Source organism: Microcystis sp. M079S1, assembly GCF_020246425.1.
Classification (GTDB): domain Bacteria; phylum Cyanobacteriota; class Cyanobacteriia; order Cyanobacteriales; family Microcystaceae; genus Microcystis; species Microcystis aeruginosa.
The window spans coordinates 1-26,760 of the sequence record NZ_JADBSZ010000320.1 but is presented as its reverse complement, the minus strand read 5'-3'; the positions used below and the strand labels follow the sequence as shown (position 1 = coordinate 26,760).

Genomic DNA, 26,760 nt, shown 5'->3' with positions numbered 1-26,760 from the left:
GAAGTTTGAGCGTAGCCTACTCTTTCTTGCTTTTCGTACCAAGCTTGTGTTCGTTCGTGGAGAGCTTTGTTGTAAACTAATCTTACACAGCCCAATGTGCGCCGCAATAGCGACTCTTGTTCGGGTGTGGGGTAAAATCGGTAAGAATAGGCTTTTTCCATGTCTCATATTTTAGCATATATTTCGTAAACGATGCTCATATTTAACAGCAAAGCCGCCGTAAAACGGCGGGGTTTCAGACCCAAATTTTCGATGATCATAAGTATCTAAGCACAATTAATTACACATCTAAGCCACTACTCCGTCAGACTTCTGCTGTGATCAGTAAACAGTGAACTGAAAACTCAAATCCGATCCCTAATAGCTGTATCCCGTCTCCCGTCTCCCGTCTCCTGTCTCCTGTCTCCTGTCTCGACTAGGAAATTAATTTTGCACGACTACTTTCGCTGCGGTCAATTGATCTCTGTCTTCCTACTATCTTTTAATTAATCGGAAAGAGACTAGGAGAGGGTCGAAATCCCCGATAGGCGTTAATTGTAGCCAAAAAATCGATTGTAAAGCCTTTTATTGATTTCGTATAGTACCCAAATAATTAAAAAACAGATAGAGATGAATATCAAAGGTTTTTGAGTCAGTAAATTCTGCAAACTCCAGAATAGTTGCTGCGGTTGAGTGACTAGATACCAACTATTCAGCCGGAGAAAACGCCCTAGATAAATACCGATCGCACTTAAAAAATGGAGAGTTATTTCTAGGGGTAAAACTGCTGAATTTAGCTGACTTTGCTGACAATAACTTTTTAAATTAAGTAAGGAGAGAACGTATAGCTGAAAGCCAATAAAAATAAAGATACTATATTGGGGGATTAAAACTAAAAAAATTAAACTTTTGGCGTAATCCTGCTGAAGATAGGCGATTAAATGAATGCTATCGGTGAGAATATAGGGAGCATTGGGTAAAAAAAGCAGGAAAACTAAGAGAATTAACCACCAGAGTAGGGAACGATCGAGGGCGATCCGAAATAGCCAAAAGCTAAGGATAAAGGGGATAAAGGCCAGAAAAGAATTCCAGACAATTCTCTCGGTACTGAGGTTAAATAATTGCCAAGCATTGTGCCACCAATCCCTAGTTAAAATTATCGTTAAATCTGCCCAAATCATCCCTTAAATACCAGTCTCCTCTAGGGTTGATAAATATCCTAACCAATGTTTTAAAGATTCCGGTAAAGGGATTCTTTGTCTATTAGTGGGAGCGATGCACACATGGCGAGTTTTCGCTTTTGCGACCATGATTTCAGCCAAATAAATTTTATACTGCAATTGAAACTCGTTTTCGCTCAGGGATCGGGCAGTGAAATCAATTTGTATGCGATCGCCACAAAAAAGGGGCCGAAAAAACTGGATTTCCGCTTGAGTAATCGGTAGGGCAACCGGAGAATCTTTGAAAAAATCCTTGATATTGATGCCAAATTGTGCTAAAGAAAACTCGTAGGCTTCATGACAGATCGAGAGAAGATGGGCAAAGTAAACCACACCGGCCGCATCGGTATCGGCCAGATAAATTAGGCGCTCGTAGGGCATAAAAAGCTTATTGTCTTTCCAGAAAGGTTAAACTATCTTGTAGTTGTCTTAACTCGTCCCGATGGGCTTTGACAGTTAATTCCGTTTGCTGAGATTTGCTTTCTACTTTAAAAGCCACTTCTTCTAAACGGCCGACTTTTTGCCAATAGAAAACACCCGCGAGGGGAGATAAACCCACAAGAGCAAAAATATAGGGATTAGTATCGGGAAATAACACCGATAACACCAGTGAGAAGCAAAATAAACCCAAGGCCGCCAAAATTGTCAAAAATATCGCTAGGAAGGGGCTAGGCGGCACAAAACCCTGTAATCTGACAATATTCTGTTCGGGTTCGATCGCCTTGACTTGATAGGAACGTCGGTCAAAATAATCTCGCAGTTGTTCTAATAGTTGGTCGTCACTGGTACTGGTAAGATAGACACGCTGTTCGATACGCTCTTTGACGGAACCGCGAATAAAAAAGAATAATCCCACCATGAGCAGGAGAGTCAGAAAAAAAGTTGAGGAAAGAACGGGGGTATCCATGGCGGCAGTTAGGAGCGAAAAAACTTACAATTAATCCTAATTATCCTAACCTATCTTCTCCCCCGATCAGAAGATAGACCCTAGGAGCAAAACCTCGATCGAGAATCAGAAAAATTTAACCCCAAGGCAGATTCATGGGCAACAATCTATTAACAGGATTAATCGAACCCTTACAGTATAGTTTCATGCAGAGATCCCTAATTGAAGCTATCATCGTCGGGATCATTTGTGCGGTGGTGGGAACCTACCTGATGGTACAACGTTTGGCCCTCTTGGGCGATGCCATCAGTCACTCGGTCTTGCCCGGATTAGCGATCGCTTTTATTGGTAATTTTAATCTGCTACTGGGTGCTTTACTAGCCTCAATGGTCAGTACTCTACTGATTAACTTGATCCGTAATCGTTCCCCAATTAAAGAAGATGCGGCCATGGGTATCGTTTTCTCGGCTTTTTTTGCCCTTGGCATCACCCTGATCACTCTCATCCAAAAAAACAACAAAATTGACCTGAATCACTTTCTCTTCGGCAATATTCTGGGTGTCACTGCTGCCGACATCCGCGATACCCTAATTATTGCCGTTATCGTTTTGTTAACCGTTTTGCTCCTGTATAAAGAACTATTATTCTACACTTTCGATAAAATAGGGGCGCAAGCGGCGGGTTTACCGGTAAATTTATTAGATTTAGGCTTAATGCTCCTGATCGGTCTGACCATCGTTGCTAGTCTCCAAGCGGTGGGAGTAATCCTCGTTTTGTCCCTTTTGATTACCCCCGCGGCCACTGCTTATCTTTTAGTTACCCGTCTCCATCAAGTCATGGGTTTAGGTGTGGGTGTGGGTATTATTTCTAGTATCAGTGGGATGTATTTAAGTTATTACTGGAATTTACCCTCTGGACCTGCGATCGTGCTTGTCGCTTTTACCCTATTTATGTTGGCCTTTTTATTCAGTCCCCGTCAGGGAATTTTCACTCATCCCTCTAGTCTAGGTGGTCAACTTTCTATCTGGGGAGAGATGAAAAATTTGTTGAGACGACGTTAGTTGGCAGCAGAAGGTGGGGTTTTTGGCAAGTGATCAAAAAAAGCCGACGGCTAAAAAACTGATAACGGCTATAAGTAGTCGTGCAGAATTAATTTCCTAGTCGAGACTCCGAGACAGTAGAGGATGCCCTATCAGGTTATACTTCATCTTTAGGAGAAACGCCTTAAGTATGGCACGATTTTTGAAAAATGGTATAAAAAGTATAAATGTCAATCGATCGACTTAAATCTTAAACTAAATAATCAAGCCCGAATCGCCCGGTATTGGAGGAACAAAACAACTCGTGACTATAACTGATTTAATCCAAAAAGGCGGAGTGGCCATGTGGCCGCTGCTTTTTCTGTCTATTTTAGCTCTTAGCACTATTATCGAACGAATTTGGTTTTGGAGTCGTACTCTCCTCAGTGAGGGCCAGATTTTAAATCGCATTATGGAATCCGCCATCCGTAACTGGGATTTGGCGGCAAAAGTGGCCCGGGATTCCCGCAATCACCCCATTGGTAGCTATCTTTATGCTCCCCTGCGCTTAGAAAATCCAGACCCAGAGGTTTTTCACTTTGCCCTCGAATCGGCTGCCGATGAACAATTATCCCTAATGAAACGGGGCGATAAAATCCTTGAGGCAGTCATTGCCCTTTCTCCCCTGTTAGGATTATTAGGGACGGTACTCGGTTTAATTACCTCTTTGGCCAATATTCAATTAAGTGACCTGGGAACTTCCTCGACAGCAGGAGTAACTTTAGGTATTAGTGAAGCTTTAATTTCCACCGCTACCGGCCTAATTGTCGCTATTTTTAGCCTCGCTTTCTATCGTGTTTTTCAGGGACTCTGGTTCAATCAAGCCCGAATTTTTCGCAAGGCCGGCAGTGATTTAGAAATTATCTACCGCCAACGCTGGTTACACCAAGAAGACCAACAATACGCCCTCAGTGCTAACCTAGAAAAACCTCTTGATCGCTAAATCTCTCCCTTATCAAGCATGGCCGAAACTAAATCTCTTAACCACAAAAAGCCAAAAAGTAGCCATATTACGGCTCGTCCGCTCAAATTATGGCATGATCAACACCGCATTCAAGAGGATGTGCAGGTTAATATCATTCCCTTGATCGATGTAATTTTCTGTATTCTCACTTTCTTTATTCTCGGTGCAGTGGGATTATCTCGCCAACAGGCTATCAGCCTCGATTTACCGAAAGCTAGTACCGCCACCACCCCGATGCGGGAAATGTTGGTGGTTAGTCTCGATGATTTCGGACAACTCTACGTCGAAAAACAGATGGTGACTCGCCCCCAGTTGTTCGAGGCAATCAAGAATTATCATCAATATAGCCCCAATGGACTGATGGTACTGAATGCCTCCCGTAATGCCAGTTATAACGAAGTGGTTGGGGTTTTAGACCTACTGCGACAGGTAGGCGGCGATCGCGTGGCTTTAGCGACTCTATCGGGGGAGGCTAACAATCCCACCATGGAAAATAGCAATCCTTTGCCCAATTTGCCGACTAATCCCACCTCACCCAGTTTACCCAATCCTCTGGGCAGAAATTAACTAGGAATGGATGCGATAGCTGAGTAATTGTTCTTCGAGAGCAGCAATGCGATTGTAAGCCGCCGTCAATTGTGCCGTTAATCGGCGAATTTGGATTTCATCGGCAAAAGAATTATCGCCATTGATAGCAGGGGCTTGTTTGCCACCGTGATCCCGGAGAATATCTTTATGATCGTAGAGGCTATTATCGGATAACTCGGAAAAACCGACCATTTCCAGGGACTCTCGCGGGGAACGACTCGATCTATCCCCAGCTAGGATAGCAATTTGCCGGCCGAGGCTTTCGACAATATCCTGTAGATGATCGACTTTCCGATCAAGACTGATAATCTGTTGTTGTAGTCCATTCATGCAATTACCTAGGGATTAAGGATGCTTCCCCTCTATGCTAGGCTCTAGAGGAAATGGACTATAACAATTTATGATTGATTTAACGATCCCTTTACTGCCCTTAACTAATCTTAATATATTGCCCCGGTCAACCAGCTGCACCCGATAGCACTTCTATCAGGAATTAAGGTAAGCTGTTGAGCGGTAAGCCTCGATTTTCAGGAACTAATTATGTTTAAAAATTGGTCTTTCGACGATTGGATGAATCATATCCTTTTTCTGGCTACAATTTTGGCTTTGCTGACGATTTGGCTGGGTAGATAATTAAACTATGGTTGCCAATCTAATTTTAGGGATGTCAAGACCACTGGAGTCATTGCACCGAGAATCCCCGTCCATTTTACGGCAGGGAGTGTCAAAATAAGAAACAAAACCCTCAGCGATCGATATGACTGACTCAATCCCAAAAATTTGTATTCTCGGTGGTGGTTTTGGTGGACTCTATACTGCTTTACGTTTGAGTCAATTGCCCTGGCCTGATCAACACCCCCCCCAAATTACCTTAATTGATAAAAACGATCGCTTTTTATTTTCTCCCCTTCTCTACGAATTAGTCACCTCAGAACTGCAATCCTGGGAAATTGCCCCCCCTTTCAGCGAATTGCTCGCCAATACCCCCGTTGACTTCCAACAGGGAACCGTCACGGCGATCGATGTTAATAATCATAAAATAACCCTTGACAATCAAAACGATATATGCTACGACCGCCTCGTGATCGCCCTCGGTGGTCAATCCTCCCTTGACTTCCTACCCGGGGCCAGAACCCACGCTATCCCCTTTCGGAGTCTAGAGGATGCCTATCGTATTCGGGATCGACTCAAAACCCTAGAACAATCCGATCGCGATAAAATTCGGGTCGCCATTATCGGGGGCGGTTATAGCGGCGTAGAATTAGCCTGTAAGCTGGCCGATCGCCTCGGAGAAAGGGGAAGAATTCGTCTGATCGAAAGAAATAGCGATATACTTGGCCCTTCAACCCAATTTAACCGCGACACCGCCAAAAAAGCCCTAGAAAAACGTCTAGTTTGGTTAGACCTCGAAACCACCGTCGCCGACATCCAAGCGGATCGCCTCTCCCTTGACTACAAAGGACAGATCGACAATATCCCCGTTGATCTAATTCTCTGGACCGTTAGCCCGATCGCCTCCCCACTGATCGCTAATTTGCCCATAGCACATAGTGAGCGCAAATTACTAAAAGTTAATCAATATTTACAAACTGTCGAAAACCCCAGTATCTACGCGATCGGTGATGCGGCCGATAGTCGCGATCAAGAGGATAAACCATACGCTGCCACGGCCCAGGTCGCCCTTCAACAGTCCGACTACTGCGCTTGGAATATTTGGGCGAGTTTCCACGATAAACCAGCTTTACCCTTCCGTTATCAACCTTTAGGCGAAATGTTGACCCTCGGCATCGATGAAGCTACGATTAGCGGTTTAGGACTAGAATTAGCCGGTCCCCTTGCCCATCTTACCCGTCGCTTAGTCTATCTCTACCGTCTGCCCACCCTTAACCATCAAATCGCCGTAGCATTTAACTGGATTACCCAACCGCTTCTATCCCTCATCTCTGAGTAGCGAGTTCAGATATTCCTCCACTAACAAACTATCTCGATCGGTCAATTCCTGACCATCGAGACGGTTTAACAGCATTACTGCGCCAAATAACTGATTATTAACCCTAATTGGCACAGCTAAAGCCGTTTTTATCCCCAAAGCGACCGCTATATCCTGACGAATGCGATTATCTCCTAGAGTTTGTCCCACCACCACCGGACAACTCCCCTGATAAACCACCGTACACAATCCCGACGTGGCAATATCACCCCTTTTGCCCACAATTGCCTGGGTATTTTTACCCGCACCCGCACGATAATCAATACTATCACCGTCAAATTCGGCAATGATAACCGTTTCTGTTGGAATTAAACCTAAAATTTCTTCAGCAATGCGATCGAGATTAGTTAATTTTTCCATAAGGGGTGATAGGGTGATGGGGTGTTATACTCAAAAAAAGAGCAATTCATTAACTTTAGTCTATAGTTTGTGAACTGAAATGAAAGATAACACCCCCAAAGTAAAAAGTCTCAAATCTTATCTTGAGGATTTGCCTCAAGATGCGTCGGAAGCGATCGTTAGCACCAACTTTGCACCTTACCTGATATCATATTTAGGATTTTCAACCACGGAGAGAATTCCAGAGTACGACACGGGAGGCGGTGGGATTACCGACTTTGCCACTAGGAGAAACCTAGCAAACGATATTTTTTTGCAGACAAAGAGTAATCCTTTTCTGCTAATAGAGTTAAAAGATAGATATACTAACTTAACTGAAAATAGTCCAGGTTATAAGGCAACTGTCAATCAGTTAAAGCGTCAGTTATTAGGGACTAAGTGTCAAGCAGCCCAATGGGGAATTATCACTAACGGTTCACACATCCAGTTATTTAGAAAACATGGTAAAATCATTTTTCCTGCCACTACTTGCATAGAGCTAACTCCTGATAACATTGATAATACTATAGCTCTGATCAAGACAAAAATTGACAATACTCCCAAAGCATTAACAGTTACTATTTACAATAATAAAGGCGGTGTAGGCAAAACCACCACAACCGTAAATCTTGCGGCTATTCTTGCTTTTTTAGGTAAAAAAGTTCTAGTTTTAGACTTTGATTTTAATCAACGAGATTTAACTAGCTCTCTCCTAAATATAAACCCAGAAGATGGCCTCCTAGAAAAGGCTTTAACTGACCGCAATATTGATCTAAGATCAGTGATTCGTCCCTATATTTTTAAGAATACAAAACTACAAATTACCTTCGATGTTGTTCCTGCTGATAATAAAATATCAGGGCTGACGGAATCTGACTTTCATCCTGAAATGACAGTGTCCACTCTCCATAAAAAATTAGACTTAGCTAGATATGAATATGATTACATCTTTATAGATGCAGCTCCCAATTGGCGATTTACTAGCCGGCTGGCTGTTTATGCTGCCGATGTTGTCCTCTTACCCACAAAACATAACAATTCATTCTCCCTTAATAATGCAGCCACTGCCATCAAGGAGTTTCTGCCGGAAATGCAAAAATTAAAAAAAGATGGGACTCCCATAGCCTTACCAATTTTTTTCAACGGTGAGAAGATTACTCAACCACAGTTACAGCTTGCCCAAAAAGAAATTAATCAAATACTAAAAAATGACAAAAACCTTGTACACTATTTTTATCCCAGATATACTAATGCCAAAAAAGATTTACATATTCATCACCTGCCAGAATACGCTATTATAGCCAGTGCTGCTTTCGCTCGCGTGCCGGCTGTTTATAAAAATCGTTCCGTTTATGACTACTACAAAGACTTAGCAAAGGAGTATTTTTTACCATGATGGAATATACCGATATTGGTACTTTGAAGTATCTCTACTTAGATGAAATAGAAATTACCAATGGGACCGATGCTGATAGTTTTTTAATTGAAGTTGCTGCCAAACTATTACAGCAGACAGGTGGACGCAATTGGCTCCCTGTAATCGTCAAAGAACTATCAGAGGATCGCTATGAAGTTATCGGCAACTCATTTGTTTATGCTGTGGCTGAAAGGGCTGGACTAGAAAGAATTTGGTGTATTATTGCCGATGGAACAGAAGATGCTAGGAATATATCCAGAGTTTTGGCAAGAGAGGAAACCCCAAAACTAAATCTGTCAACAGCTTCAAGAGAAGAAATTAAATCTGCTTTACAGTTCTTGATTGAACAACCGAATAGCCCACTAAAAACAGTTAAATTAGCTACTGCTACTGCTAGGATTGATGAGGCTCCCCGTCAATTCTGGAAGAGTTTAGATTCAATTGTTGCCCTCAAGTGTGGAATTACAAAAGGGAAGGGATTAGATTTACTCAAAACTGTCTTTTATCTCACTCCTCAATCTCAACAAGATGCAGTGATTGAGGAGTTTTCAGAAGAAACTCTCAAACTCAAGACTGTTTCTGAATTAAAGACTCTAGCCAAAGAAAAGGGAATCGTTGGTTTAAGCAAGATGAAGAAAGCAGAGCTAGTCAGAATATTAGCGCAATAAGAAAAAGGAGTATCAACCAAAGTGAATGATCAATTATGAATTATCAATTGCTAGAAGATATTGAAAGTGAATTAAAATGGCAGCAAAGCCTTTCTAACGAAGATATGGAATTGGGAGCTTTTTCAACGTGAACCACTATCGAGTCATCCCGGGCTTGAGCATTGATTATGCTTGTGGAGTCCATCTGTTATCATCTTGGGTAGTTCTCTAAGGATTTAGTCCCTATGAAATGGCGAGTGATACTTGAACCCGATCCCGATACAAACGAATGGGCAATTTGGTGTCCGGAACTGCCCGGATGCACATCTGCCGGTATTACACAAGAGGAAGCTCTCAATAATATACGCGAAGCGATCGAGCTTTATTTACAACCTGATGCTATCGACCTTCTACCAGGAGCAGTAATCCGTGAGGTTATGGTGGGATGACTCGACTCAGGAGAATGAATGCTGACGAGGTTGAGCGCATATTACGCAAGTATAACTTTGAACTGATCTCTCAGAAGGGTAGTCATAGAAAATGGCGTGGTAGGGATCAAGATACTCAAGTTATCGTACCTTACCATCAAGGGAGAGATTTACCTACTGGAACATTGCGTAACATCATGATTACAGCCATGATCCCAGAAGGAGAGCGGAAATCTCCATAAACTTCATCTAAAGTCCATCTGTCTAACCAATCACTGCACCCGACCGAGAGTTAGACTGATAATATCATTCAAGGTTGTGCTTCGGCCGTGAGCTTTTGCCGAACGGTTGAAGCATGAAACCCAACGCCCGATCATGTTAGGCTACTGCTAACCCATCCTACAAATAATTGTGTCTCCCTACTTATAACAAATCACTCCAGTATCAATTATGAATTATGAGTTAGGAAGTGGGAAGAAAAAAGCTGCCTCCTTTCTCCTGTCTCCTGACTCCTGACCTACCCTTTCAGCAATAAATCGCTAATTTCCGACTGACAATGACCAATTAAACGATTAAGGGCTTTTTTTCCTTGTTTACCTTGATAATCTGAGCGATCGCTTTCAGTAATTCGGTAGGGACGACCGATCGCCACCTTGACACGATGATAAAATACAACGGGATGCCAACCATCTTGATCGAATAAAGGTTCCGTGGTATCTAATAAGCGTAGCAAACGCACGGGAAAAGGACTAATAGCGGTTTCCGACTCGGAGAGAATGGCCACAGGTAAGACAGATAGATTCTCCACGGGACAACGCAGGGCTAAATGGGCAAATCCACTTTGAAAACGGCTAATTTGACGAGGAGGAGTCAAATTTAACATCGGCGATCCACCTTCTGGAAATAAACCAATCCATCGTCCAGACTGTAAAAAATCCGTTGCTTGCCGAAAAAAAGTCCGGTGGCGTTTTTCGGGGGTATCAAAGGGAAAACAGCCCAATTCTCCGATTAATTCCCGCAAAAGCGGCGTTTTTCCCATGTAGTGATGACAGGCAATCGGGAGAGTTTTGCCCAAAGCTTGAATTAAGATCGGCGCGTCCAAAAAGCTACGATGGTTACTTACCACGATCGCCACTCCTTGGCCGGGTAGATTTTCTTGACCGACGGTAAACAGACTCGTGCGCGTGGTATCAAGAATTAAACGAGAGGTAGATAGGGGGGTAAGCAGCTTCATGGAAAAAAAAAATCGGCCTTAAGATTGTTTTTATTGACTTAGATCACAACTAAAGGATAAAACAGAATTAGAGGATCATAAAATATAAGGGATTATGTCCCAATCATCTACGGATCAGCCTCGGGGCAGCCTCGTCTATTTAAAAAAATAAATTTCATGAATGATTTGAATGAGCGAAAAACATTTGCTTTGACAACACCTCTTTATTATGTCAACGATATCCCTCACATCGGTAGTGCTTACACGACGATCGTAGCGGATGTTATGGCACGATGGCAGCGGTTACAGGGCAATTCTGTCCTCTTAATTACAGGAACCGACGAACACGGACAGAAAATCGAACGGACTGCGGCGGCCAAAGGACTCAATCCCCAGGAACACTGCGATCGCATTGCCACCAGTTTTGCCAATCTCTGGGCAAAGCTACACATCCAGTATGATCGCTTTAGTCGCACCACTGCCCCCCGTCATCAGGCAATTGTTAACGAATTTTTTGAAAGAGTCTGGGAAAAGGGCGATATCTATCTCGATCGCCAACAGGGTTGGTATTGCGTCGCCTGTGAAGAATTTAAGGAAAAAAGAGAACTGTTAGATAATGGCTGTTGTCCCATTCATACTAATCTGGCCGCCGAATGGCGCGACGAGGAAAACTATTTTTTCCGTCTCTCTAAGTATCAGGCACAACTAGAACAACTTTACCGAGAGCAAACCGATTTTATTCAACCGGAAAGCCGACGTAATGAGGTTCTCAACTTCGTCAACCAGGGACTACAGGACTTCTCCATCTCTAGGGTTAATGTCGCTTGGGGGTTTCCTATTCCCCACGATGGTCAGCATACCATCTACGTTTGGTTTGATGCCCTTCTTGGCTATGTTACCGCCCTTCTCGACCCCGAAGACGAACCCACCCTAGAAAATGCCTTGGCCAAATGGTGGCCGATCAATCTGCATCTGATCGGTAAAGATATATTAAGATTCCATGCCATTTATTGGCCGGCTATGCTAATGTCGGCGGGTTTACCCTTGCCCAAAAGAGTGTTCGGCCATGGCTTTTTGACCAAAGACGGGCGGAAAATGGGCAAAAGTCTCGGTAATACCCTCGATCCCTTCGATTTGGTTGAGCGCTATGGGGCCGATGCCGTCCGTTACTATTTCGTCAAAGAGATTGAATTAGGACAGGATGGCGATTTTCAGGAAACCAGATTTGTTAATATTCTTAACGCAGATTTAGCCAACGATTTAGGCAACCTCCTCAATCGCACCCTAGGCATGGTTAAAAAATACTGCCAAAATATCCCCCCCCAGTTGACTGGCGTAGATATCCCGAACGATAATCGTCTTAAGAATATGGGGATCAATCTAGGGGTCATTGTTGAACAGAAGTATGATGCGCTACAATTTAATCAAGCCTGTGAGGAAATATTGGCGTTAATTCGCGCTAGTAACAAGTTTATCGATGAGAGTGCGCCCTGGAGTTTATTTAAACAGAAACAACAAGCGGCAGTAGAACAGGTTCTCTATGCGGTTTTGGAATCAGTAAGACTCTGTGCCTACCTACTCTCACCGATAATACCGACCTTAAGCAGTAAAATTTATCAACAACTGGGTTTTGTTATTGATTTTAATACTTTCAGGTCGGAGGATGGGGAAAACTACCCCGATGGTGTCTCTTTTTCCCAACACTGTCAATGGGGATTACCCACAAATCCACAACTAGGAACACCTGAACCGATCTTTTCTAAACTAGAACTGCCGTTAAACGATTCCTAAAGGAATTTTTTAATAACTCTATTTTTTAAGGTCTGTTGTCCTTTCGGATACAACTGGCAAACAATCAACACTAAACTTTTAACAAACGAGGAAAAATAAAATGTTTGATGATTATGACACGGCCCCAGTCTTCACCCCCGAACAAGTGCTAGAAAATCGCGGTCGTGTGGCGATTTTCATCGATGGTTCCAATTTATTTTATGCGGCTCTGCAATTAGGTATCGAAATTGACTACACCAAATTACTTTGTCGTTTAACTGCTGGTTCTCGTCTCTTGCGCGCCTTCTTTTATACTGGAGTTGATCGCACTAACGAAAAACAGCAGGGATTCCTCCTCTGGATGCGTCGCAACGGTTATCGAGTCATCGCTAAAGATCTGGTACAATTGCCCGATGGTTCCAAAAAAGCCAATCTTGACGTGGAAATTGCCGTGGATTTAATGGCGCTAGTGGGTTCCTATGATACCGCAGTAATTGTCAGTGGTGATGGGGATTTGGCCTATGCTGCCGATTCCGTCAGTTACCGTGGTGCGCGAGTGGAAGTGGTTAGTTTGCGATCGATGACCAGTGATAGTTTAATTAATGTAGCCGATCGCTATGTTGATCTAGATCAAATCAAAGAAGAAATTCAAAAAACCAGCAAGCATCACGTTGGTTATAATAATTTCCCCGTCAGCGTCTTGGACCAAGATCGGAGCAGTCGCTAGAAAAATTCGGCAAAAATCAAGTTTAAGGTGGGTAATTCCCACCTTTTTCAGTTATCAGTTATCAGTTATCAGTTATCAGTTATCAGTGATACTAAATCCGGTTATTAAAGACTGATTATTTATTCCCTCTTTTGCCTCTTACCTATTGCCTTTTGCCTGTCCTGATATGTAGCCTATACTCAACAGATTTACTATCAAGCGATACTACTGCGCTTTCTCGCTTCTTTATAAGATGTTCCCACATCCTGTAAACCGACTTTAATCATCTGTTGTTCCAAAAGGGCAAAAAAACGCAGGCGATCGCCACCTTTAATCACTGCTAAATTGTGCGCTTCCGCTAAGGCGATCGGATAACCATAACCTTTTAACACCTGGGCCAGTAAAATACTCAAAGAGCGATCGAGTAATTCTCGCTCCTCCACCACCCAAGCAGGAACCTCTACCCTAGCGATTTCCGTCCCCACATGGAGATAACAGAAGTAAATGCGATGTTCATCCCCATAAAGATCGAGTATTTTCAAAGAACTGCGCCAAAAAGGACTTCTTTGCCCCGGTTCCAATAAATAACCCCAGAGAGAAGCATCCCGGAGAGGATCGACAACGCGACAAGGGGTTTTTTCTGGGTCTAAATCACCGCAATTGATCAAGCAATTGGGAGTATCATGGGGACAAGATTGTAAACGCAGGAAATTTAAGCCTTCCGTGCTACGAGAAGCACTAATATAACCTATAAGCGGGATTCTAGCTGATTTTAAATCGTCCCAAGACTGAAAAATCGGTGGCAAAATTAAATCTTTTGCTTCCGGGGGGAGACTATCGATAAACCAATAGATCAAAGAACCATCCACGAGGGCTAAATTTGGTTCATAATGGGCTCCAGGGGGTTTTACCCAACGAGTAGCCATTTCCGCTAACATTTGGCTTTCTAATACCGTGCGACGATAACTCATCCACTCATCCACGCGAATACCCCACTGTTTAGAAATGTAGAGGTCTTCTGATTTGTAATAGACTTCGGGAATGCTATCGAGGAGAGGGTGTAAATTTTGACCATAGTGCAACATAATCCTACCGATATTAATTAGATAACAGTAGGCGATTTCGTGGTGAGAAGGGGCAATTTGGGAACCATCCGTGGCAAAAACGCTATGACTTTCGGGAGCGGGAAGGATAGTAATGCGGGTGTCGAGAGGTTCGATCGGTAGCGCGACAGAGAAAATTAGGCGATCGTGCCAGTTATGATAGAGTTCTAGCAGTTTTTCCTGTTGCTGTTGAGCTTGTTCTAAAAGAATTTTAGCCCGTTGCACTCGCTCGCGACTAGCTGCCACTTCCTGTTGAAAATGTTGACTGATTCCTGGCATTTTTGCCGCTAATTTCGCAAGATCGAGCATAGCTATCCTCTCCCTGACTTTTTTTGATGTTATCGCAATTTCCTGTCTCTAATGCTAATTTTGTCAATTATGTCCAAATTTATCCTTAGTAATCTCCGCTTACAGCAGTTATCTTAATGGTGAGATAGGAAGTTTTCCTTTTGGGGAGTCGCTCGTCAATCCCAAAAAGGAATCTTGCGTATTTAGACAATATTTGTCCTTGAGATCATTGCAGTTTTGATAAGAAATAATTTGCTCATGTTGCATTCTACCAACAATAATACCAGGGTGTATTCCTAGTTGTTCGGCAAATTGATTAATAGCTTTTCTATTCAGAGAATTATTGGCGATAAATCTCTGCCAATCTCTGGGAGCAATTAAGAAATTAGCCGCAAAAACATCCGCCTCTTTTTCTTTAATTTTATCTCGAATATCTTTATCTTGCCCCTCTAAAAATAAAGTTCGTTTCCCATGTAATAAAATATGACCAGCTTCATGAAAAAAAGAAAACCAAAAATGATCGTTTGTTTTGTATCGATCGCTCAATTGAATTAAAGCTCTGTGAGAATCTAACCAACGGGTAGCACCGTGTACCATTGTTTTCGGAAGTTCAGGGACAAAGGCTAAGGCAACCCCCGCTGCCGCACAAAGCTCGATCATTTGCGGTTGAAATACTTCGATCGACTTAACAGTTAATGAACGAATTTGTCGCAAGGCATCTCTGAATTTCAACTCGTTGTAATCAGCACAATTAATTTTCAATGCTTCTATTTCTCCTTGACGTAACCATGCTGTTATTGCCCCTCGATCGCTATCAAATGCCTGAGACTTTCTAAAATCAATCGATAAATTTATCCCCCAAATCTCCTCCCATTGCTCAGGGGAGACAACGGCAAAAAAATTCAAGCTCTCTCGTAATTGCTCTATTTTATCCTCATCAAACTTGAGCCAGCCTAATTCAGTCATCTGGCGATAAGGAATTTGTTTTAACCAGCCTAAATAACCTTTTAATCTTTGATTCTCATTTTTTCTCGCTAAATATTCCCGATAAAGTCTTTCGCGCTCTATCCAGAAACTGGCGGGAGTTCCTAACACTAACTGTATCTGTAAGGCGGTATCGATAGTAATCTCCGCTTTACCTTTTATTATCTCATTGATAGTCTTTTTTGGTCTGCCCATGCGTTGGGCGAGTTCCGATTGAGACATATTTCTTTCTTCTAGGATTTCGGCAAGGGTTTCTCCCGGTGGAGAAATAAAATCCGGTGCATATCTGTTCTCAATAGTATTAGTCATGGGTGTCATCTATGCCAATAATTACGACTGCGGTTACTTTCTTCCAATCAATTCCCCCGTCTGCTTTTTGAGGAATCGGTATATTAGCTGGCTCAAAAATTAGTCTGAGAGGATGAACTAAATCTAGAGATAGTTGTCCAGCACGGTTATGTAACAATTCGTGGCAACGTCCCGGCAGCGATCGCATTTCCTCCAGGACAATAACTGCTTTTAAGTCGTCGAGTCTTTGCCTGATTTTCTTAGCCATCTTCTCTCCATACTGTTTTTTCAGTAGTCTTTGGCTATTGCATTCGTTCTCAAATTTTTTTTCCTTAAATACAATATCCATTGTAGATGACCCTTGTAATATTGTTAACCTCAAAGGTTAACAATATTTTATGGCAGCACACCTGGGTTGCATCCAGTACAAACGCTCTAAATATATCGTTAAGAGCTAATAGTCTAGACACCAGTTCTGAAAATGAGGTTAGCTAGAGACAGTTTTTCAGATATTAGCCGATTAATCAGGTGATAATTATCGCTAAAATCGCACTATCAAGCCAAAACAACGAAGCTGTAATTTTATCGCCTAATAACGCCCGAATTGAGTGCCGCCGCCGCCCAAGAAAAAGACAATCTCTAACATCTAAACCGGAGAAAAGCACAATCGCGGACTTGACAACAAGAGCAACAATTTGCTATAATGACCTTTTGTCAACGATTTGACCTTCGGTAATAGGAGTTCAGAGTAACCTTAGATACAGCCCTATCATGCCCACCATTCAGCAATTAATACGCGACGAAAGATCCAAAGCGAAAAGAAAAACCAAATCTCCCGCCCTCAAACAATGCCCCCAACGTCGGGGAGTTTGTACAAGAGTATATACCACCACACCGAAAAAACCCAACTCAGCCCTACGGAAAGTGGCTAGGGTACGTTTGACCTCTGGATTTGAGGTGACAGCCTACATCCCGGGCATCGGTCATAACCTGCAAGAACACTCCGTCGTCCTCATTCGGGGCGGTCGGGTCAAAGATCTACCCGGAGTCAGATATCACATCATTCGCGGCACCCTCGATGCCACCGGGGTGAAAAACCGCCAAAAGGCGCGGTCTAAGTACGGAACCAAACGCCCCAAACCCGCCGCTAAATAAACAGGGAATTGATTAACCAAGAAAATACTCCCACCGAGTCGGTCAAAGTTAACCCAAGAGACTGAAGACTCGCAGGAGAGGGTTTGAGATGGGCTGTAATCATCCGACTGTCAAGCAAAAGTTAAAGTTAACCTAGAAAATTCAGGAATATTCCGATGTCTCGCCGTAAAAACGTCAAAAAACGTCCTATTCCCCCCGATCCCGTTTACAATAGCTGTTTAGTCAGCATGACCATCCGCCGGATCATGCGATCGGGCAAAAAATCCCTAGCCGCTAATATCGTTTACGATGCCCTGAAAACCGTCGGCGAACGTACCGGTCAAGAACCCCTAGAAGTATTTGAAAAAGCCGTTAAAAACGCCACTCCCCTAGTGGAAGTGAAAGCCCGCCGGGTCGGTGGAGCCACCTATCAAGTACCGATGGAAGTACGGAGCAATCGTGGTAGTACATTGGCACTACGCTGGTTAGTCCATTATGCTCGGACTAGAGGTGGCAAAACCATGGCTGGTAAACTAGCTAACGAGATCATGGATGCGGCCAATGAAACCGGCGGCACGATCAAAAAACGGGAAGAAACCCACCGGATGGCAGAGGCAAACAAAGCCTTTGCCCACTATCGTTACTAAAAAGATACTTTAAGGGCGGTGGACTACACCGCTGCCGCCAAAAAACTGTCAAGAAAAGTATAGAATTGTAAATAGTGTAAAAAATCCTAGAACAAAATCCCATCACTGGCAAGCAAAGCAAGGAGGTTGCTGTGGCACGGACTATCCCGCTAGAGAGAGTGCGAAACATCGGAATCGCCGCTCATATAGACGCGGGCAAAACAACGACAACAGAAAGAATCCTGTTCTACACGGGAGTCGCTCATAAACTGGGCGAAGTCCACGACGGAACGGCAATTACCGACTGGATGGAACAGGAACGGGAGCGAGGAATCACCATCACCGCCGCCGCCATCAGTACCAGTTGGCAAGATCATCGCATCAACATCATTGACACCCCCGGCCACGTCGATTTCACCATTGAAGTGGAACGTTCCATGCGGGTACTCGATGGAGTAGTGGCGGTTTTCTGCTCTGTTGGTGGTGTACAACCCCAATCGGAAACCGTCTGGAGACAAGCCGATCGGTACAAAGTACCCCGGATTGCCTTTATCAACAAAATGGACAGAACGGGAGCGAACTTCTTCAAAGTTTACGAACAATTAAGAGATCGCCTCAGAACTAACGCCGTTCCCATCCAAATGCCGATCGGCGCGGAAAGCGAACTGAGCGGGATCGTTGATCTCGTCAAGATGCGCGCCTATATATATAAGGACGATCTAGGGAAAGACATAGAAGAAACCGACATTCCCGAAGACTTATTGAAAAAGGCCGAAGAATTCCGCGTGCAGCTGGTGGAGGCTGTAGCGGAAGCCGATGAAGAACTCCTAGAAAAATATCTAGAAGGTGAAGAACTCACCGAAGCCGAAATCAAACGCGGTCTCAGAGAAGGGACGATTGCAGGTACAATTGTTCCCGTCCTCTGCGGTTCGGCTTTCAAAAACAAAGGGGTACAACTGCTCCTTGATGCCGTTGTCGATTATCTGCCCTCACCCTCGGAAGTAGCCGCCGTTAAAGGGATTCTTCCCGATGGCAGCGAGGCAATCCGGGAAGCTAAGGACGATGCGCCCTTCTCCGCTCTCGCCTTCAAAATCATGGCCGATCCCTTCGGTCGTTTAACCTTCCTGCGGGTCTATTCCGGTGTGTTAGCCAAGGGCAGCTACGCCTACAACTCCACCAAAGGAACCAAAGAACGGATCGCTCGCCTGATCGTCCTCAAATCCAACGAACGGATCGAAGTGGATGAACTGCGCGCCGGTGATCTAGGAGCGGCGATCGGACTGAAAAACACCATTACCGGGGATACCCTCTGTGATGATAAGAACCCGATTATCCTAGAATCCCTCTTTATCCCCGAACCGGTTATCTCCGTGGCGGTGGAACCGAAAACCAAACAGGACATCGAGAAACTCAGCAAAGCTCTGCAAGCTCTCTCCGATGAGGATCCCACCTTCCGGGTCAAAGTTGATCCCGAAACCAATCAAACGGTAATCGCTGGAATGGGAGAACTGCATCTGGAAATCCTAGTCGATCGAATGCTCCGGGAATACAAAGTCGAAGCGACGGTGGGCGCTCCCCAGGTGGCCTATCGGGAAACCGTCCGCAAACCCGTGCGCGCTGAGGGTAAATTTATCCGTCAAAGTGGTGGTAAAGGGCAGTACGGCCACGTCGTCATCGAACTCGAACCGGGTGAACCGGGGTCAGGCTTTGTCTTCGTCTCCAAAATTGTCGGTGGTGCTATCCCCAAAGAATACATCAGTCCGTCAGAACAAGGGATGAAAGAAGCTTGCGAATCGGGGATCGTTGCGGGTTATCCCGTCATCGACCTGAAAGCAACCCTTGTAGATGGTTCTTTCCACGATGTGGACTCCTCCGAGATGGCCTTTAAGATTGCCGGTTCCATGGCGATCAAAGAAGCGGTGATGAAAGCTTCTCCCGTTCTCCTAGAACCGATGATGAAGGTGGAAGTGGAAGTACCCGAAGACTTCATCGGTAACGTCATCGGTGATCTTAACTCCCGTCGGGGACAAATCGAAGGTCAAGAAACCGAGACCGGCATCGCCAAAGTCTCCGCTAAAGTTCCCCTAGCGGAAATGTTCGGTTACGCCACTGATATTCGCTCCAAAACCCAAGGAAGGGGCATCTTCACCATGGAATTTAGCCATTACGAAGAAGTCCCCCGCAACGTGGCCGAGACGATTATCACCAAAAGTAAAGGGAACGGTTAATCAGTGACCAGTGACCAGTGAGCAGTGAGAATAAACCGATCATTTAAAGTTGGTCGGTCAACCCTAATAACTGCTAACTTAAAACTGATCTCTGGTGACTGATTACTGTTCACCCACCTGAAGAAGAAAAAAAAACAAAGGAACAGAAAGTAAATGGCACGCGCTAAATTTGAACGGACGAAACCCCACGTTAACATCGGTACGATCGGTCACGTTGACCACGGCAAAACTACCCTCACCGCCGCTATCACTATGACCCTAGCGGCCTTGGGTAATGCCCAAGCTAAAAAATACGATGAAATCGATGCCGCTCCCGAAGAAAAGGCTCGCGGGATCACCATCAACACCGCTCACGTTGAGTACGAAACTGCTGATCGCCACTACGCTCACGTGGACTGCCCCGGCCACGCCGACTATGTAAAAAACATGATCACCGGTGCGGCACAGATGGACGGTGGTATTCTCGTGGTCTCGGCCGCTGATGGCCCGATGCCCCAAACCCGGGAACATATCCTGCTGGCTCGTCAGGTGGGTGTACCTAACCTCGTGGTCTTCCTCAACAAAAAAGATATGGTGGACGATGAGGAGTTACTGGAACTCGTAGAACTGGAAGTACGCGAACTTCTCACCAATTACGACTTCGCTGGCGACGAAATCCCCATTATTGCCGGTTCTGCTAAAGAAGCCCTCGAGTACATGACCAAAAACCCCAAGGCCCAAAAAGGCGATAACGAGTGGGTGGACGCAATTTATGAATTAATGGAAGCGGTAGATAGCTATATCCCCACCCCTGAACGGGATATCGATAAACCCTTCCTGATGGCGGTAGAAGACGTATTCTCGATTACTGGTCGGGGGACGGTGGCTACCGGTCGGATCGAACGCGGTATTGTGAAAGTGGGTGATAACGTGGAATTGGTCGGGATCAGAGATACCCGCGCCACCACCGTCACCGGGATCGAAATGTTCAAGAAAAGTCTTGACCAAGGGATGGCCGGTGACAACGCTGGTATCCTCCTGCGTGGTATCCAAAAAACCGACATCGAGCGCGGCATGGTTATCGCTAAACCGGGTACAATCAAACCCCACACCCAGTTTGAAGGTGAGGTGTATGTGTTAAGTAAAGAAGAGGGTGGTCGTCACACTCCTTTCTTTAAAAACTATCGTCCTCAGTTCTATGTACGGACAACTGACGTAACTGGCACTATCCAAGACTACACCGCCGATGATGGCAGCACTGTAGAAATGGTCATGCCGGGAGACCGGATCAAAATGACCGTGGAACTGATCAACCCGATCGCTATTGAACAGGGTATGCGCTTCGCTATTCGCGAAGGTGGTCGCACCATCGGTTCTGGCGTTATCTCGAAAATTATCAAGTAGGCTAATCTACTAATTAACGGGGCAGTGAATTTAAAAGCTGCTCCGTTACTGTCTTTATTTTGTACCTTGACAATTGCAATAGGTGAAATTATGGCTACGCTACAACAACAGAAAATTCGCATTCGTTTGAAAGCTTTTGACCGGCGCTTACTCGATACTTCCTGTGAGAAGATTGTCGATACTGCCAATAGAACTAACGCCACAGCGATCGGACCGATTCCCCTACCGACCAAAAGAAAGATTTATTGTGTCCTGCGTTCCCCTCACGTTGACAAGGACTCCCGTGAACATTTTGAAACCCGCACCCATCGCCGCATTATTGATATTTACCAACCCTCTTCTAAGACAATCGATGCTTTGATGAAATTAGATTTGCCCGCAGGGGTTGATATTGAAGTTAAATTGTAAAAAATGCCAAAAAGATGTTATCGCTAACATCTTTTTTTCTTAGAGACTCTTTGTTATGATGTTTCTCGTCTAGTTTGTGTGGGTGAGAATTGGTACTATACCAAATCCGTTTTTAATAGTATGATTAACTCCCAATCCAACTTTTAAAACCCGCTCCCTTCTCTCCACTTCCCACTTCCCACTTCTAGGGTTTCGGTTGCTCTTGAACTCAGGCTAAAATCAAATATTGATACTATTGGGTATGCGAGAGGGTTTCAGGAAAATATAAGGCGTAAATCGGGTTAAATTGCGCCGATCGATCTCATTTTCGATCGCTTTTAATTTAGCTTGGAAAACCGCCAAAATCGGGTAAGCACGTTGATCTGGGAAAGCACTTCGGGATGGATAACCAAAACGGTTAAATTGAAAAGCTGTTAAAGTCTGCATAATTTCCAATTGATAAGCGGCTTGGGCCTGGGGCGGCAAAAGACGGAGAATATAATCTATATCCACTTCCTCAGCTGCTTTGGGAGGGGATTGATAACCCGCTAGGGGAATATTGGGGCTAAAGGCGAGATAATCGTATTGAGGATAATTAACCGCCGCGTGTTGTGGTCCGGCCACAAAAATTATCTGGGTGACAACTTCGACTAATTTGGCTAAAGTGTCTAATTCTCCGTCAGAAACTAATTTTTTGATGCCTCCACCTTCAGGTGACATCAATTTTTGCGCCCAAGCTTGTAATTCTGTATCCTCGTTTACGTCCGCGTCGGAAGTATAGTAAAGACTTAGGTAATCTTTGACGTAGGTTTCCGTTGCTTGCCAAAGTAAGAGAGCATCGTCTCGGTAGGGGTAATCTGGTAGTAGCGAGGTATCCTGGACTTGGCGCAATTCTAATTGCTTTGGTAGGGCATAATCGGCGAAATTATCCAATCTTTGACGATAGGAACTCTTAATTAGCTCGATAGATGCTTCTAGGGTCCCCGCTAATAGACGATCAACGAATCCGCCGGGGTTAATTAACTCGCTCTCGGCTAAACTATTAATAGCGAGGGTAAATTGAAAATGAGGTCTTAATAGAATTGCCAGAGGATGATTAAGTGCTAACTCGGTAGCTGTGGCTAAAACAAAAGCTTCCGCTACTAAATGGGTATGGGTGAGGTGACTAACTAATTCATGGTGATTTCCGTCGGCAATTTGGACGAAAATTTTCGCCATTAACCAATTAAGTCCGTCATCGGGGGTATAGATGCGCTGATTAGGTAGGGTCGGATCCTGATACAATTGAATGGCAACTGGTACTAATCCCCCTTGACCCCGTAAACCTCTAGCACGCCAACAGAAAAGGACAAGAGGTGCTGTCACAGTTTTCATACCCCTTTGATAACTGCCTAAAGTTAGGTGGTGTAGGGGGGCATAATCTGCTAGAAATAAGTTACCCTTAGCGGCTTCCGAGGCAATGGTTTTATCGGGTCCCATAGCTTTTTGGAAGATAGCATCGCTGACGGGAAAATTATTTGGTAAGCTGCTAATCCCGCGGATTACCATGGGATTTGCTCCCGCTAATCTTTGGTAGGCAAAACTTGTGTTAGATTGCCAAGTTTTAATGCTTGTGGGTTGGGGAAGGATAGGAAAAAGTTGTTCGTAATCTTCTAATTTGTCAAAGGGATCGAAGATATTTTCTACCCTTGTGGCGACTCCATTGGCAATTAAAGCACTGAAACCTTTACCCCGCATTACTTGATAGGAAATAGAAAAGTTTTCGTGGGTAGGTAAATCTTTGACGAGGGTGATACCATTAACGTAATCATAAATGTACACTTGTTTTTGTCGTCTTAATAGATCTTGTCTTTTGACTGGATCAGGATCATTTTTGGGTAGCGATGGTGTCAGCAAAATAACTCCTTGTCTAAAAAATTAGAACTTAAAAAGTTTAGTCTTTTTCATGGCACGAATAGGCTAGTCAAGGTAAGGAATTACCTCCAACAAAAGGGTCTTTTGAGGTAAATTACCTGCTAGATATATTCTCACCCATTATATACAGCTAGAACTGGGTTAGATTCCCGAAATATTGCATCGGTTTGCAAAACTTAATATATTAATTCTCGCACCTATGAGGTACAAGGTTACTGGTTTAAGGTTGGGGAGATTTTATCAGTGAACAGTAAACAGTGAACTGAAAACTCCCATCTGATAACTGATAACTGATTGCTAAACCGTTTGTAGGGGAAAACCTAAAGCTTCCCGTTGCTGTAAATACAATTGAGCAACCTGTCGAGCTAAATTGCGAATTCTGCCGATATAACGGGTTCTTTCAGCTACAGCAATCACACCTCTAGCATCGAGTAAATTAAAAGTATGGGAACATTTGAGAACATAATCTAGACTGGGAATCACCAGAGAGCGATCAATTAATTGTTTAGCTTCCTGTTCATATAAACTGAATAAACTAAATAATAACTCAGGATTGGAAGCCTCAAAATTGTAGGTACATTGTTCGATTTCATTTTGCAGAAAAATATCACCGTAGAGGATATTTTCATTCCATTGAATTTTATTAATTGCCTCTACATCTTGCAGATACATGGCTAATCTTTCTAAACCGTAGGTAATTTCGATCGCCACGGGACGACAATCGATACCCCCACACTGTTGAAAGTAGGTAAACTGAGTGATTTCCATACCATCTAACCACACTTCCCAACCCACACCCCAAGCGCCGAGGGTGGGAGATTCCCAGTTATCTTCCACGAAGCGAATATCGTGATCTTCTGGGTTAATTCCTAACACCCGCAGGGAGTCTAAATAGATTTCCTGAATATTATCAGGAGAGGGTTTAATTAGGACTTGATATTGATAGTAATGCTGAAAACGATTGGGATTTTCGCCATAACGGCCATCCGTTGGACGACGACAGGGTTCCACATAGGCAACGGCCCAAGGTTCCGGACCAATTGCCCTTAAAAAAGTGTGGGGACTCATGGTTCCCGCACCTTTTTCGGTATCATAGGGTTGAGCAACTAAACAACCGCGATCAGCCCAAAATTCATTTAATTTAGCGATAACAGCTTGGAAAGTTAGAGACATGGGAAAAAGTAAAAAAGCGGGTTAGGGGTTGGGGAAGTGGGAATTATAAATTATAAATTATGAATTGGGAAGTGGGGAAGTGGGGAAGTGGGGAGCTTTTCAGTGATCAGTAAACAGTAAACAGTGAACTGATAACTGATAACTGATAACTGATAACTGATAACTGTCTCCTGACGGTTAAAGTCATTGACTTACTTTTAACTGCAAGCGAAAGTGAACGGGGGTAGAAGATTGGGGGAGAATAACTAATTCATAAAATCCCTCTTCGGGTAATTGACCGGACCATTGCCGATCGCTAGACTTGTCTAAAAGGGTAATATTACCCGTGGGAGAGTAGAAAGATAGTAAAACTTCGCCTTCCGTCTCTAAATTTAAGTCTAACCGATCACTGGAACGCAATTTTATTGCATAGGCTTTTCCTTGTCCCTGGCTGAGAATTGCCTCGATCACTTCCTCTCCCCCCGCGTCTAAACTTTCGATCGCTTGGTAGGATAGGCCAGACTGTAAAGATTGTAACTGATTCCAGGCCAAACCACTCCATAGTTGACCTAAGCCGCTATCAAAATTTGGTCTTTCTGTCAATTCGGGAAATAGCTGAAAAAAAGCAGTATCAGTGAGTAAATTAAGGACTCTACTGCTTAAACGTAACTGATTCACTTGTTCTCGCCATTTTTCTCGCTGTTGCTCGTCGTAGCTACCTAATGCTTCTCTAGTGCCAGAATCGAGACGTTCTAAGCGATCGAGGATTTCTGCTGCTAAAATATCTCTTTGTTCCTGTTTCTGTTTTTCCTCTTTGATATCCCCATAGCGGAGGTTAAACAATTCATTGACGAGATTTTTAAAAAACTGACCATCAATTCCCAACTCTAGACGGCGCTTTCTCATCTCGGCTTTCCGTTGCCATGCCGGATCTGTGGCAGAATTAAAATTATTTTCCTCCGTGGCAAAAACGGGTTTAACGGTTTGGGGTTGATTGCTGTGTTTAACCCACTGTTTACCGATTAACCAGCCTATTGCCGCCGATAATAACATCAAGAGGCAAAAAATAGCGATTCTGCCAGAACAGCCGAGAAAAACGGGCGATTTATTCCGAGAATTGGCGGCCATTGTCTCCTTAGACGATTTGGGGTTTTGATATTTAAAGATGAGATTAACACAAATAATAGGCTAAGACGCATTTTAAGTGCCTATCCTTAGATTAGCTGAATCTCCCCCAATCCCTTTACCATCGCCTCTTGTCTCATCTCAACAAGCAGTTTAAACACAAGGACAGCTTATCTCAATATTAGCCGCCACAATAATATCTCTGCGGGGTCGAGCAGTTAGGTAGCCTAAGATACTGGTTTCAATATAGACGGTTTCGCTCACGGCAATAGGAGAAAATCTATCCAACGTCCATCATACCCTATTTAATTGTCGTCAACCCAACCTTGCATCTTCATCGGCTCGCGTCCTGTAGGACTGCTCCCAAAAAGGCAAAAGCTCCCCAGGACGCACCCTAGAAAATCTCAAAAAAAAATCGACCCGCCTAGCGGCGGGAAAAAGAGAAAAAGGGTAAAAAGGGAAAAAAAGGGAAAAAGGGTTACAGAGTCCTCTCAGCACCGCACACCACCCGAAAACCGTAGCTGTTGCTGAGGCCGTCGCGGCGGGGGTTGAGGAAGCGGTCAGCCGAACGGCAGCCATCCGGACCGTTGTACCAACAACCGCCCCGCACTATTGGATAATCATTATCATTTGTCAGCCAAGCACTGCCATCCTTTGGCGCTCCGATATAGTTATCGTGCCAATTGTCCTCGCACCACTCCCAAACATTGCCAATCATGTCATACAGTCCCCAAGCATTGGGCCTTTTCTGGCCCACAGGATGAGTTGTCTTCTGAGAATTTCCGTCATACCAAGCGTAATCTCCTAACTGACTAGCATCATCACCGAAATAATAGCGAGTAGTAGTCCCCGCACGACAAGCATATTCCCATTCCGCTTCTGT

General features: G+C 44.1%; 29 protein-coding genes and 1 pseudogene. 15 read left to right on the top strand and 15 right to left on the bottom strand.

All coding sequences use genetic code 11. From position 1 onward, the window contains the following. The 4 genes from IM456_RS20735 to IM456_RS20720 all read right to left on the bottom strand — a co-directional run. Nucleotides 1-161 (bottom strand): helix-turn-helix domain-containing protein (locus IM456_RS20735; protein WP_287638694.1); only part of this gene is annotated, 161 nt, incomplete at its 3' end. A 369-nt stretch (nt 162-530) separates the two neighbouring features. Further along, nucleotides 531-1,160, bottom strand: a complete 630-nt coding sequence (locus IM456_RS20730; protein WP_149985329.1) for a DUF1361 domain-containing protein — start codon at nt 1,158-1,160, stop codon at nt 531-533. A 3-nt stretch (nt 1,161-1,163) separates the two neighbouring features. Continuing rightward, nucleotides 1,164-1,580, bottom strand: a complete 417-nt coding sequence (locus IM456_RS20725) for an acyl-CoA thioesterase (protein ID WP_147070234.1) — start codon at nt 1,578-1,580, stop codon at nt 1,164-1,166. 7 nt (nt 1,581-1,587) lie between these two features. After that, complete coding sequence (locus tag IM456_RS20720; RefSeq protein WP_002734244.1) at nt 1,588-2,106, bottom strand: cofactor assembly of complex C subunit B; 519 nt, start codon at nt 2,104-2,106, stop codon at nt 1,588-1,590. A gap of 134 nt (nt 2,107-2,240) precedes the next feature. On the opposite strand from IM456_RS20720, the gene IM456_RS20715 reads away from it, so the two are divergent. The 3 genes from IM456_RS20715 to IM456_RS20705 all read left to right on the top strand — a co-directional run bounded on the left by IM456_RS20715 (nt 2,241) and on the right by IM456_RS20705 (nt 4,695). Beyond that, complete coding sequence (locus tag IM456_RS20715; RefSeq protein WP_061430563.1) at nt 2,241-3,146, top strand: metal ABC transporter permease; 906 nt, start codon at nt 2,241-2,243, stop codon at nt 3,144-3,146. 322 nt (nt 3,147-3,468) lie between these two features. Further along, nucleotides 3,469-4,107 carry a MotA/TolQ/ExbB proton channel family protein gene (locus IM456_RS20710; RefSeq protein ID WP_081417888.1) on the top strand — a complete coding sequence of 213 codons (639 nt, stop codon included), beginning with the start codon at nt 3,469-3,471 and terminating at the stop codon, nt 4,105-4,107. 18 nt (nt 4,108-4,125) lie between these two features. Next, complete coding sequence (locus IM456_RS20705) at nt 4,126-4,695, top strand: ExbD/TolR family protein (protein WP_287694134.1); 570 nt, start codon at nt 4,126-4,128, stop codon at nt 4,693-4,695. Here the strand turns inward: IM456_RS20705 and IM456_RS20700 are convergent, their stop codons facing one another. Then, nucleotides 4,696-5,046, bottom strand: a complete 351-nt coding sequence (locus IM456_RS20700) for a hypothetical protein (RefSeq protein ID WP_287694132.1) — start codon at nt 5,044-5,046, stop codon at nt 4,696-4,698. Between the two features lie 427 nt (nt 5,047-5,473). On the opposite strand from IM456_RS20700, the gene IM456_RS20695 reads away from it, so the two are divergent. Beyond that, a complete protein-coding gene (locus IM456_RS20695; RefSeq protein WP_287694130.1) occupies nt 5,474-6,667 on the top strand; it encodes an NAD(P)/FAD-dependent oxidoreductase in 1,194 nt (397 codons plus the stop codon). Here the strand turns inward: IM456_RS20695 and IM456_RS20690 are convergent. Then, nucleotides 6,647-7,066, bottom strand: a complete 420-nt coding sequence (locus IM456_RS20690; protein ID WP_287694128.1) for a GAF domain-containing protein — start codon at nt 7,064-7,066, stop codon at nt 6,647-6,649. The genes IM456_RS20695 and IM456_RS20690 overlap by 21 nt on opposite strands. 79 nt (nt 7,067-7,145) lie before the next feature. Here IM456_RS20690 and IM456_RS20685 point away from each other — a divergent pair, with 79 nt between their 5' ends. The 4 genes from IM456_RS20685 to IM456_RS20670 all read left to right on the top strand — a co-directional run bounded on the left by IM456_RS20685 (nt 7,146) and on the right by IM456_RS20670 (nt 9,818). Then, complete coding sequence (locus IM456_RS20685; protein ID WP_287694126.1) at nt 7,146-8,480, top strand: AAA family ATPase; 1,335 nt, start codon at nt 7,146-7,148, stop codon at nt 8,478-8,480. Then, the gene (locus IM456_RS20680) at nt 8,477-9,169 is read left to right on the top strand and encodes a Rho termination factor N-terminal domain-containing protein (RefSeq protein ID WP_149979138.1); all 693 of its coding nucleotides are present in this window, start codon (nt 8,477-8,479) and stop codon (nt 9,167-9,169) included. The genes IM456_RS20685 and IM456_RS20680 overlap by 4 nt, the downstream gene beginning before the upstream one ends. Before the next feature lie 224 nt (nt 9,170-9,393). Beyond that, nucleotides 9,394-9,597: a type II toxin-antitoxin system HicB family antitoxin gene (locus IM456_RS20675; protein ID WP_002776494.1), complete on the top strand. Its 204-nt coding sequence runs from the start codon at nt 9,394-9,396 to the stop codon at nt 9,595-9,597. Further along, a complete protein-coding gene (locus IM456_RS20670) occupies nt 9,594-9,818 on the top strand; it encodes a type II toxin-antitoxin system HicA family toxin (RefSeq protein WP_353737718.1) in 225 nt (74 codons plus the stop codon). Before IM456_RS20675 ends, IM456_RS20670 begins: the two co-directional genes overlap by 4 nt. Before the next feature lie 275 nt (nt 9,819-10,093). On the opposite strand, the gene IM456_RS20665 is transcribed toward IM456_RS20670, so the two are convergent. Then, the gene (locus tag IM456_RS20665) at nt 10,094-10,810 is read right to left on the bottom strand and encodes a lysophospholipid acyltransferase family protein (RefSeq protein WP_287694121.1); all 717 of its coding nucleotides are present in this window, start codon (nt 10,808-10,810) and stop codon (nt 10,094-10,096) included. A gap of 156 nt (nt 10,811-10,966) precedes the next feature. Here IM456_RS20665 and metG point away from each other — a divergent pair, with 156 nt between their 5' ends. Together metG and IM456_RS20655 are read left to right on the top strand one after the other, a co-directional pair. Then, nucleotides 10,967-12,580: a methionine--tRNA ligase gene (gene metG, locus IM456_RS20660; RefSeq protein ID WP_149988353.1), complete on the top strand. Its 1,614-nt coding sequence runs from the start codon at nt 10,967-10,969 to the stop codon at nt 12,578-12,580. Between the two features lie 100 nt (nt 12,581-12,680). Next, nucleotides 12,681-13,286, top strand: coding sequence for a LabA-like NYN domain-containing protein (locus IM456_RS20655; protein ID WP_002739868.1), 606 nt, complete (start codon nt 12,681-12,683; stop codon nt 13,284-13,286). Between the two features lie 194 nt (nt 13,287-13,480). Here IM456_RS20655 and IM456_RS20650 read toward each other — a convergent pair whose 3' ends face one another. From IM456_RS20650 to IM456_RS20640, 3 genes are all read right to left on the bottom strand, one after another. Next, complete coding sequence (locus IM456_RS20650) at nt 13,481-14,677, bottom strand: DNA double-strand break repair nuclease NurA (protein WP_287694118.1); 1,197 nt, start codon at nt 14,675-14,677, stop codon at nt 13,481-13,483. 108 nt (nt 14,678-14,785) lie between these two features. Next, a complete protein-coding gene (locus tag IM456_RS20645; RefSeq protein ID WP_287694116.1) occupies nt 14,786-15,949 on the bottom strand; it encodes a HigA family addiction module antitoxin in 1,164 nt (387 codons plus the stop codon). Continuing rightward, complete coding sequence (locus IM456_RS20640) at nt 15,942-16,277, bottom strand: type II toxin-antitoxin system RelE/ParE family toxin (protein ID WP_002800095.1); 336 nt, start codon at nt 16,275-16,277, stop codon at nt 15,942-15,944. Before IM456_RS20640 ends, IM456_RS20645 begins: the two co-directional genes overlap by 8 nt. Before the next feature lie 422 nt (nt 16,278-16,699). Here IM456_RS20640 and rpsL point away from each other — a divergent pair, with 422 nt between their 5' ends. The 5 genes from rpsL (at nt 16,700) to rpsJ (ending at nt 21,707) form a co-directional block, all read left to right on the top strand. After that, entirely contained in the window at nt 16,700-17,083 is a 384-nt protein-coding gene (rpsL, locus tag IM456_RS20635; protein WP_002740176.1) for a 30S ribosomal protein S12, read from the top strand. Between the two features lie 155 nt (nt 17,084-17,238). Continuing rightward, a complete protein-coding gene (rpsG, locus tag IM456_RS20630) occupies nt 17,239-17,709 on the top strand; it encodes a 30S ribosomal protein S7 (protein ID WP_002758831.1) in 471 nt (156 codons plus the stop codon). Nucleotides 17,710-17,840: 131 nt separating this feature from the next. Continuing rightward, on the top strand, nt 17,841-19,916 hold the full coding sequence (fusA, locus tag IM456_RS20625) for an elongation factor G (protein ID WP_287694114.1): 2,076 nt from the start codon (nt 17,841-17,843) through the stop codon (nt 19,914-19,916). A gap of 153 nt (nt 19,917-20,069) precedes the next feature. Further along, the gene (gene tuf, locus IM456_RS20620) at nt 20,070-21,299 is read left to right on the top strand and encodes an elongation factor Tu (protein WP_045360760.1); all 1,230 of its coding nucleotides are present in this window, start codon (nt 20,070-20,072) and stop codon (nt 21,297-21,299) included. Between the two features lie 90 nt (nt 21,300-21,389). Next, nucleotides 21,390-21,707 (top strand): 30S ribosomal protein S10, encoded by a 318-nt coding sequence (gene rpsJ, locus IM456_RS20615; RefSeq protein ID WP_002800099.1) that lies wholly within the window; start codon nt 21,390-21,392, stop codon nt 21,705-21,707. 219 nt (nt 21,708-21,926) lie between these two features. On the opposite strand, the gene IM456_RS20610 is transcribed toward rpsJ, so the two are convergent. The 5 genes and pseudogenes from IM456_RS20610 to IM456_RS20590 form a co-directional block, all read right to left on the bottom strand. After that, nucleotides 21,927-23,582, bottom strand: a complete 1,656-nt coding sequence (locus tag IM456_RS20610) for a lipoxygenase family protein (protein WP_287694111.1) — start codon at nt 23,580-23,582, stop codon at nt 21,927-21,929. A 315-nt stretch (nt 23,583-23,897) separates the two neighbouring features. Continuing rightward, nucleotides 23,898-24,773 carry a glycine--tRNA ligase subunit alpha gene (glyQ, locus tag IM456_RS20605; RefSeq protein WP_004162850.1) on the bottom strand — a complete coding sequence of 292 codons (876 nt, stop codon included), beginning with the start codon at nt 24,771-24,773 and terminating at the stop codon, nt 23,898-23,900. Between the two features lie 183 nt (nt 24,774-24,956). Further along, the gene (locus IM456_RS20600; protein WP_287694109.1) at nt 24,957-25,880 is read right to left on the bottom strand and encodes a serine/threonine protein kinase; all 924 of its coding nucleotides are present in this window, start codon (nt 25,878-25,880) and stop codon (nt 24,957-24,959) included. 165 nt (nt 25,881-26,045) lie between these two features. Continuing rightward, a pseudogene (locus tag IM456_RS20595) lies at nt 26,046-26,141 on the bottom strand (type II toxin-antitoxin system VapC family toxin); the annotation flags it as partial. Nucleotides 26,142-26,355: 214 nt separating this feature from the next. Further along, nucleotides 26,356-26,760 (bottom strand): formylglycine-generating enzyme family protein (locus IM456_RS20590; RefSeq protein ID WP_287694107.1); only part of this gene is annotated, 405 nt, incomplete at its 5' end.

Bases quoted from the DNA above. Each gene is read 5' to 3' on its own strand.
- IM456_RS20730 (WP_149985329.1), bottom strand. From the start codon at position 1,160: ATGATTTGGGCAGATTTAACGATAATTTTAACTAGGGATTGGTGGCAC.
- IM456_RS20725 (WP_147070234.1), bottom strand. From the start codon at position 1,580: ATGCCCTACGAGCGCCTAATTTATCTGGCCGATACCGATGCGGCCGGT.
- IM456_RS20720 (WP_002734244.1), bottom strand. From the start codon at position 2,106: ATGGATACCCCCGTTCTTTCCTCAACTTTTTTTCTGACTCTCCTGCTC.
- IM456_RS20715 (WP_061430563.1), top strand. From the start codon at position 2,241: ATGGGCAACAATCTATTAACAGGATTAATCGAACCCTTACAGTATAGT.
- IM456_RS20710 (WP_081417888.1), top strand. From the start codon at position 3,469: ATGTGGCCGCTGCTTTTTCTGTCTATTTTAGCTCTTAGCACTATTATC.
- IM456_RS20705 (WP_287694134.1), top strand. From the start codon at position 4,126: ATGGCCGAAACTAAATCTCTTAACCACAAAAAGCCAAAAAGTAGCCAT.
- IM456_RS20700 (WP_287694132.1), bottom strand. From the start codon at position 5,046: ATGAATGGACTACAACAACAGATTATCAGTCTTGATCGGAAAGTCGAT.
- IM456_RS20695 (WP_287694130.1), top strand. From the start codon at position 5,474: ATGACTGACTCAATCCCAAAAATTTGTATTCTCGGTGGTGGTTTTGGT.
- IM456_RS20690 (WP_287694128.1), bottom strand. From the start codon at position 7,066: ATGGAAAAATTAACTAATCTCGATCGCATTGCTGAAGAAATTTTAGGT.
- IM456_RS20685 (WP_287694126.1), top strand. From the start codon at position 7,146: ATGAAAGATAACACCCCCAAAGTAAAAAGTCTCAAATCTTATCTTGAG.
- IM456_RS20680 (WP_149979138.1), top strand. From the start codon at position 8,477: ATGATGGAATATACCGATATTGGTACTTTGAAGTATCTCTACTTAGAT.
- IM456_RS20675 (WP_002776494.1), top strand. From the start codon at position 9,394: ATGAAATGGCGAGTGATACTTGAACCCGATCCCGATACAAACGAATGG.
- IM456_RS20670 (WP_353737718.1), top strand. From the start codon at position 9,594: ATGACTCGACTCAGGAGAATGAATGCTGACGAGGTTGAGCGCATATTA.
- IM456_RS20665 (WP_287694121.1), bottom strand. From the start codon at position 10,810: ATGAAGCTGCTTACCCCCCTATCTACCTCTCGTTTAATTCTTGATACC.
- metG (WP_149988353.1), top strand. From the start codon at position 10,967: ATGAATGATTTGAATGAGCGAAAAACATTTGCTTTGACAACACCTCTT.
- IM456_RS20655 (WP_002739868.1), top strand. From the start codon at position 12,681: ATGTTTGATGATTATGACACGGCCCCAGTCTTCACCCCCGAACAAGTG.
- IM456_RS20650 (WP_287694118.1), bottom strand. From the start codon at position 14,677: ATGCTCGATCTTGCGAAATTAGCGGCAAAAATGCCAGGAATCAGTCAA.
- IM456_RS20645 (WP_287694116.1), bottom strand. From the start codon at position 15,949: ATGACTAATACTATTGAGAACAGATATGCACCGGATTTTATTTCTCCA.
- IM456_RS20640 (WP_002800095.1), bottom strand. From the start codon at position 16,277: ATGGATATTGTATTTAAGGAAAAAAAATTTGAGAACGAATGCAATAGC.
- rpsL (WP_002740176.1), top strand. From the start codon at position 16,700: ATGCCCACCATTCAGCAATTAATACGCGACGAAAGATCCAAAGCGAAA.
- rpsG (WP_002758831.1), top strand. From the start codon at position 17,239: ATGTCTCGCCGTAAAAACGTCAAAAAACGTCCTATTCCCCCCGATCCC.
- tuf (WP_045360760.1), top strand. From the start codon at position 20,070: ATGGCACGCGCTAAATTTGAACGGACGAAACCCCACGTTAACATCGGT.
- rpsJ (WP_002800099.1), top strand. From the start codon at position 21,390: ATGGCTACGCTACAACAACAGAAAATTCGCATTCGTTTGAAAGCTTTT.
- glyQ (WP_004162850.1), bottom strand. From the start codon at position 24,773: ATGTCTCTAACTTTCCAAGCTGTTATCGCTAAATTAAATGAATTTTGG.
- IM456_RS20600 (WP_287694109.1), bottom strand. From the start codon at position 25,880: ATGGCCGCCAATTCTCGGAATAAATCGCCCGTTTTTCTCGGCTGTTCT.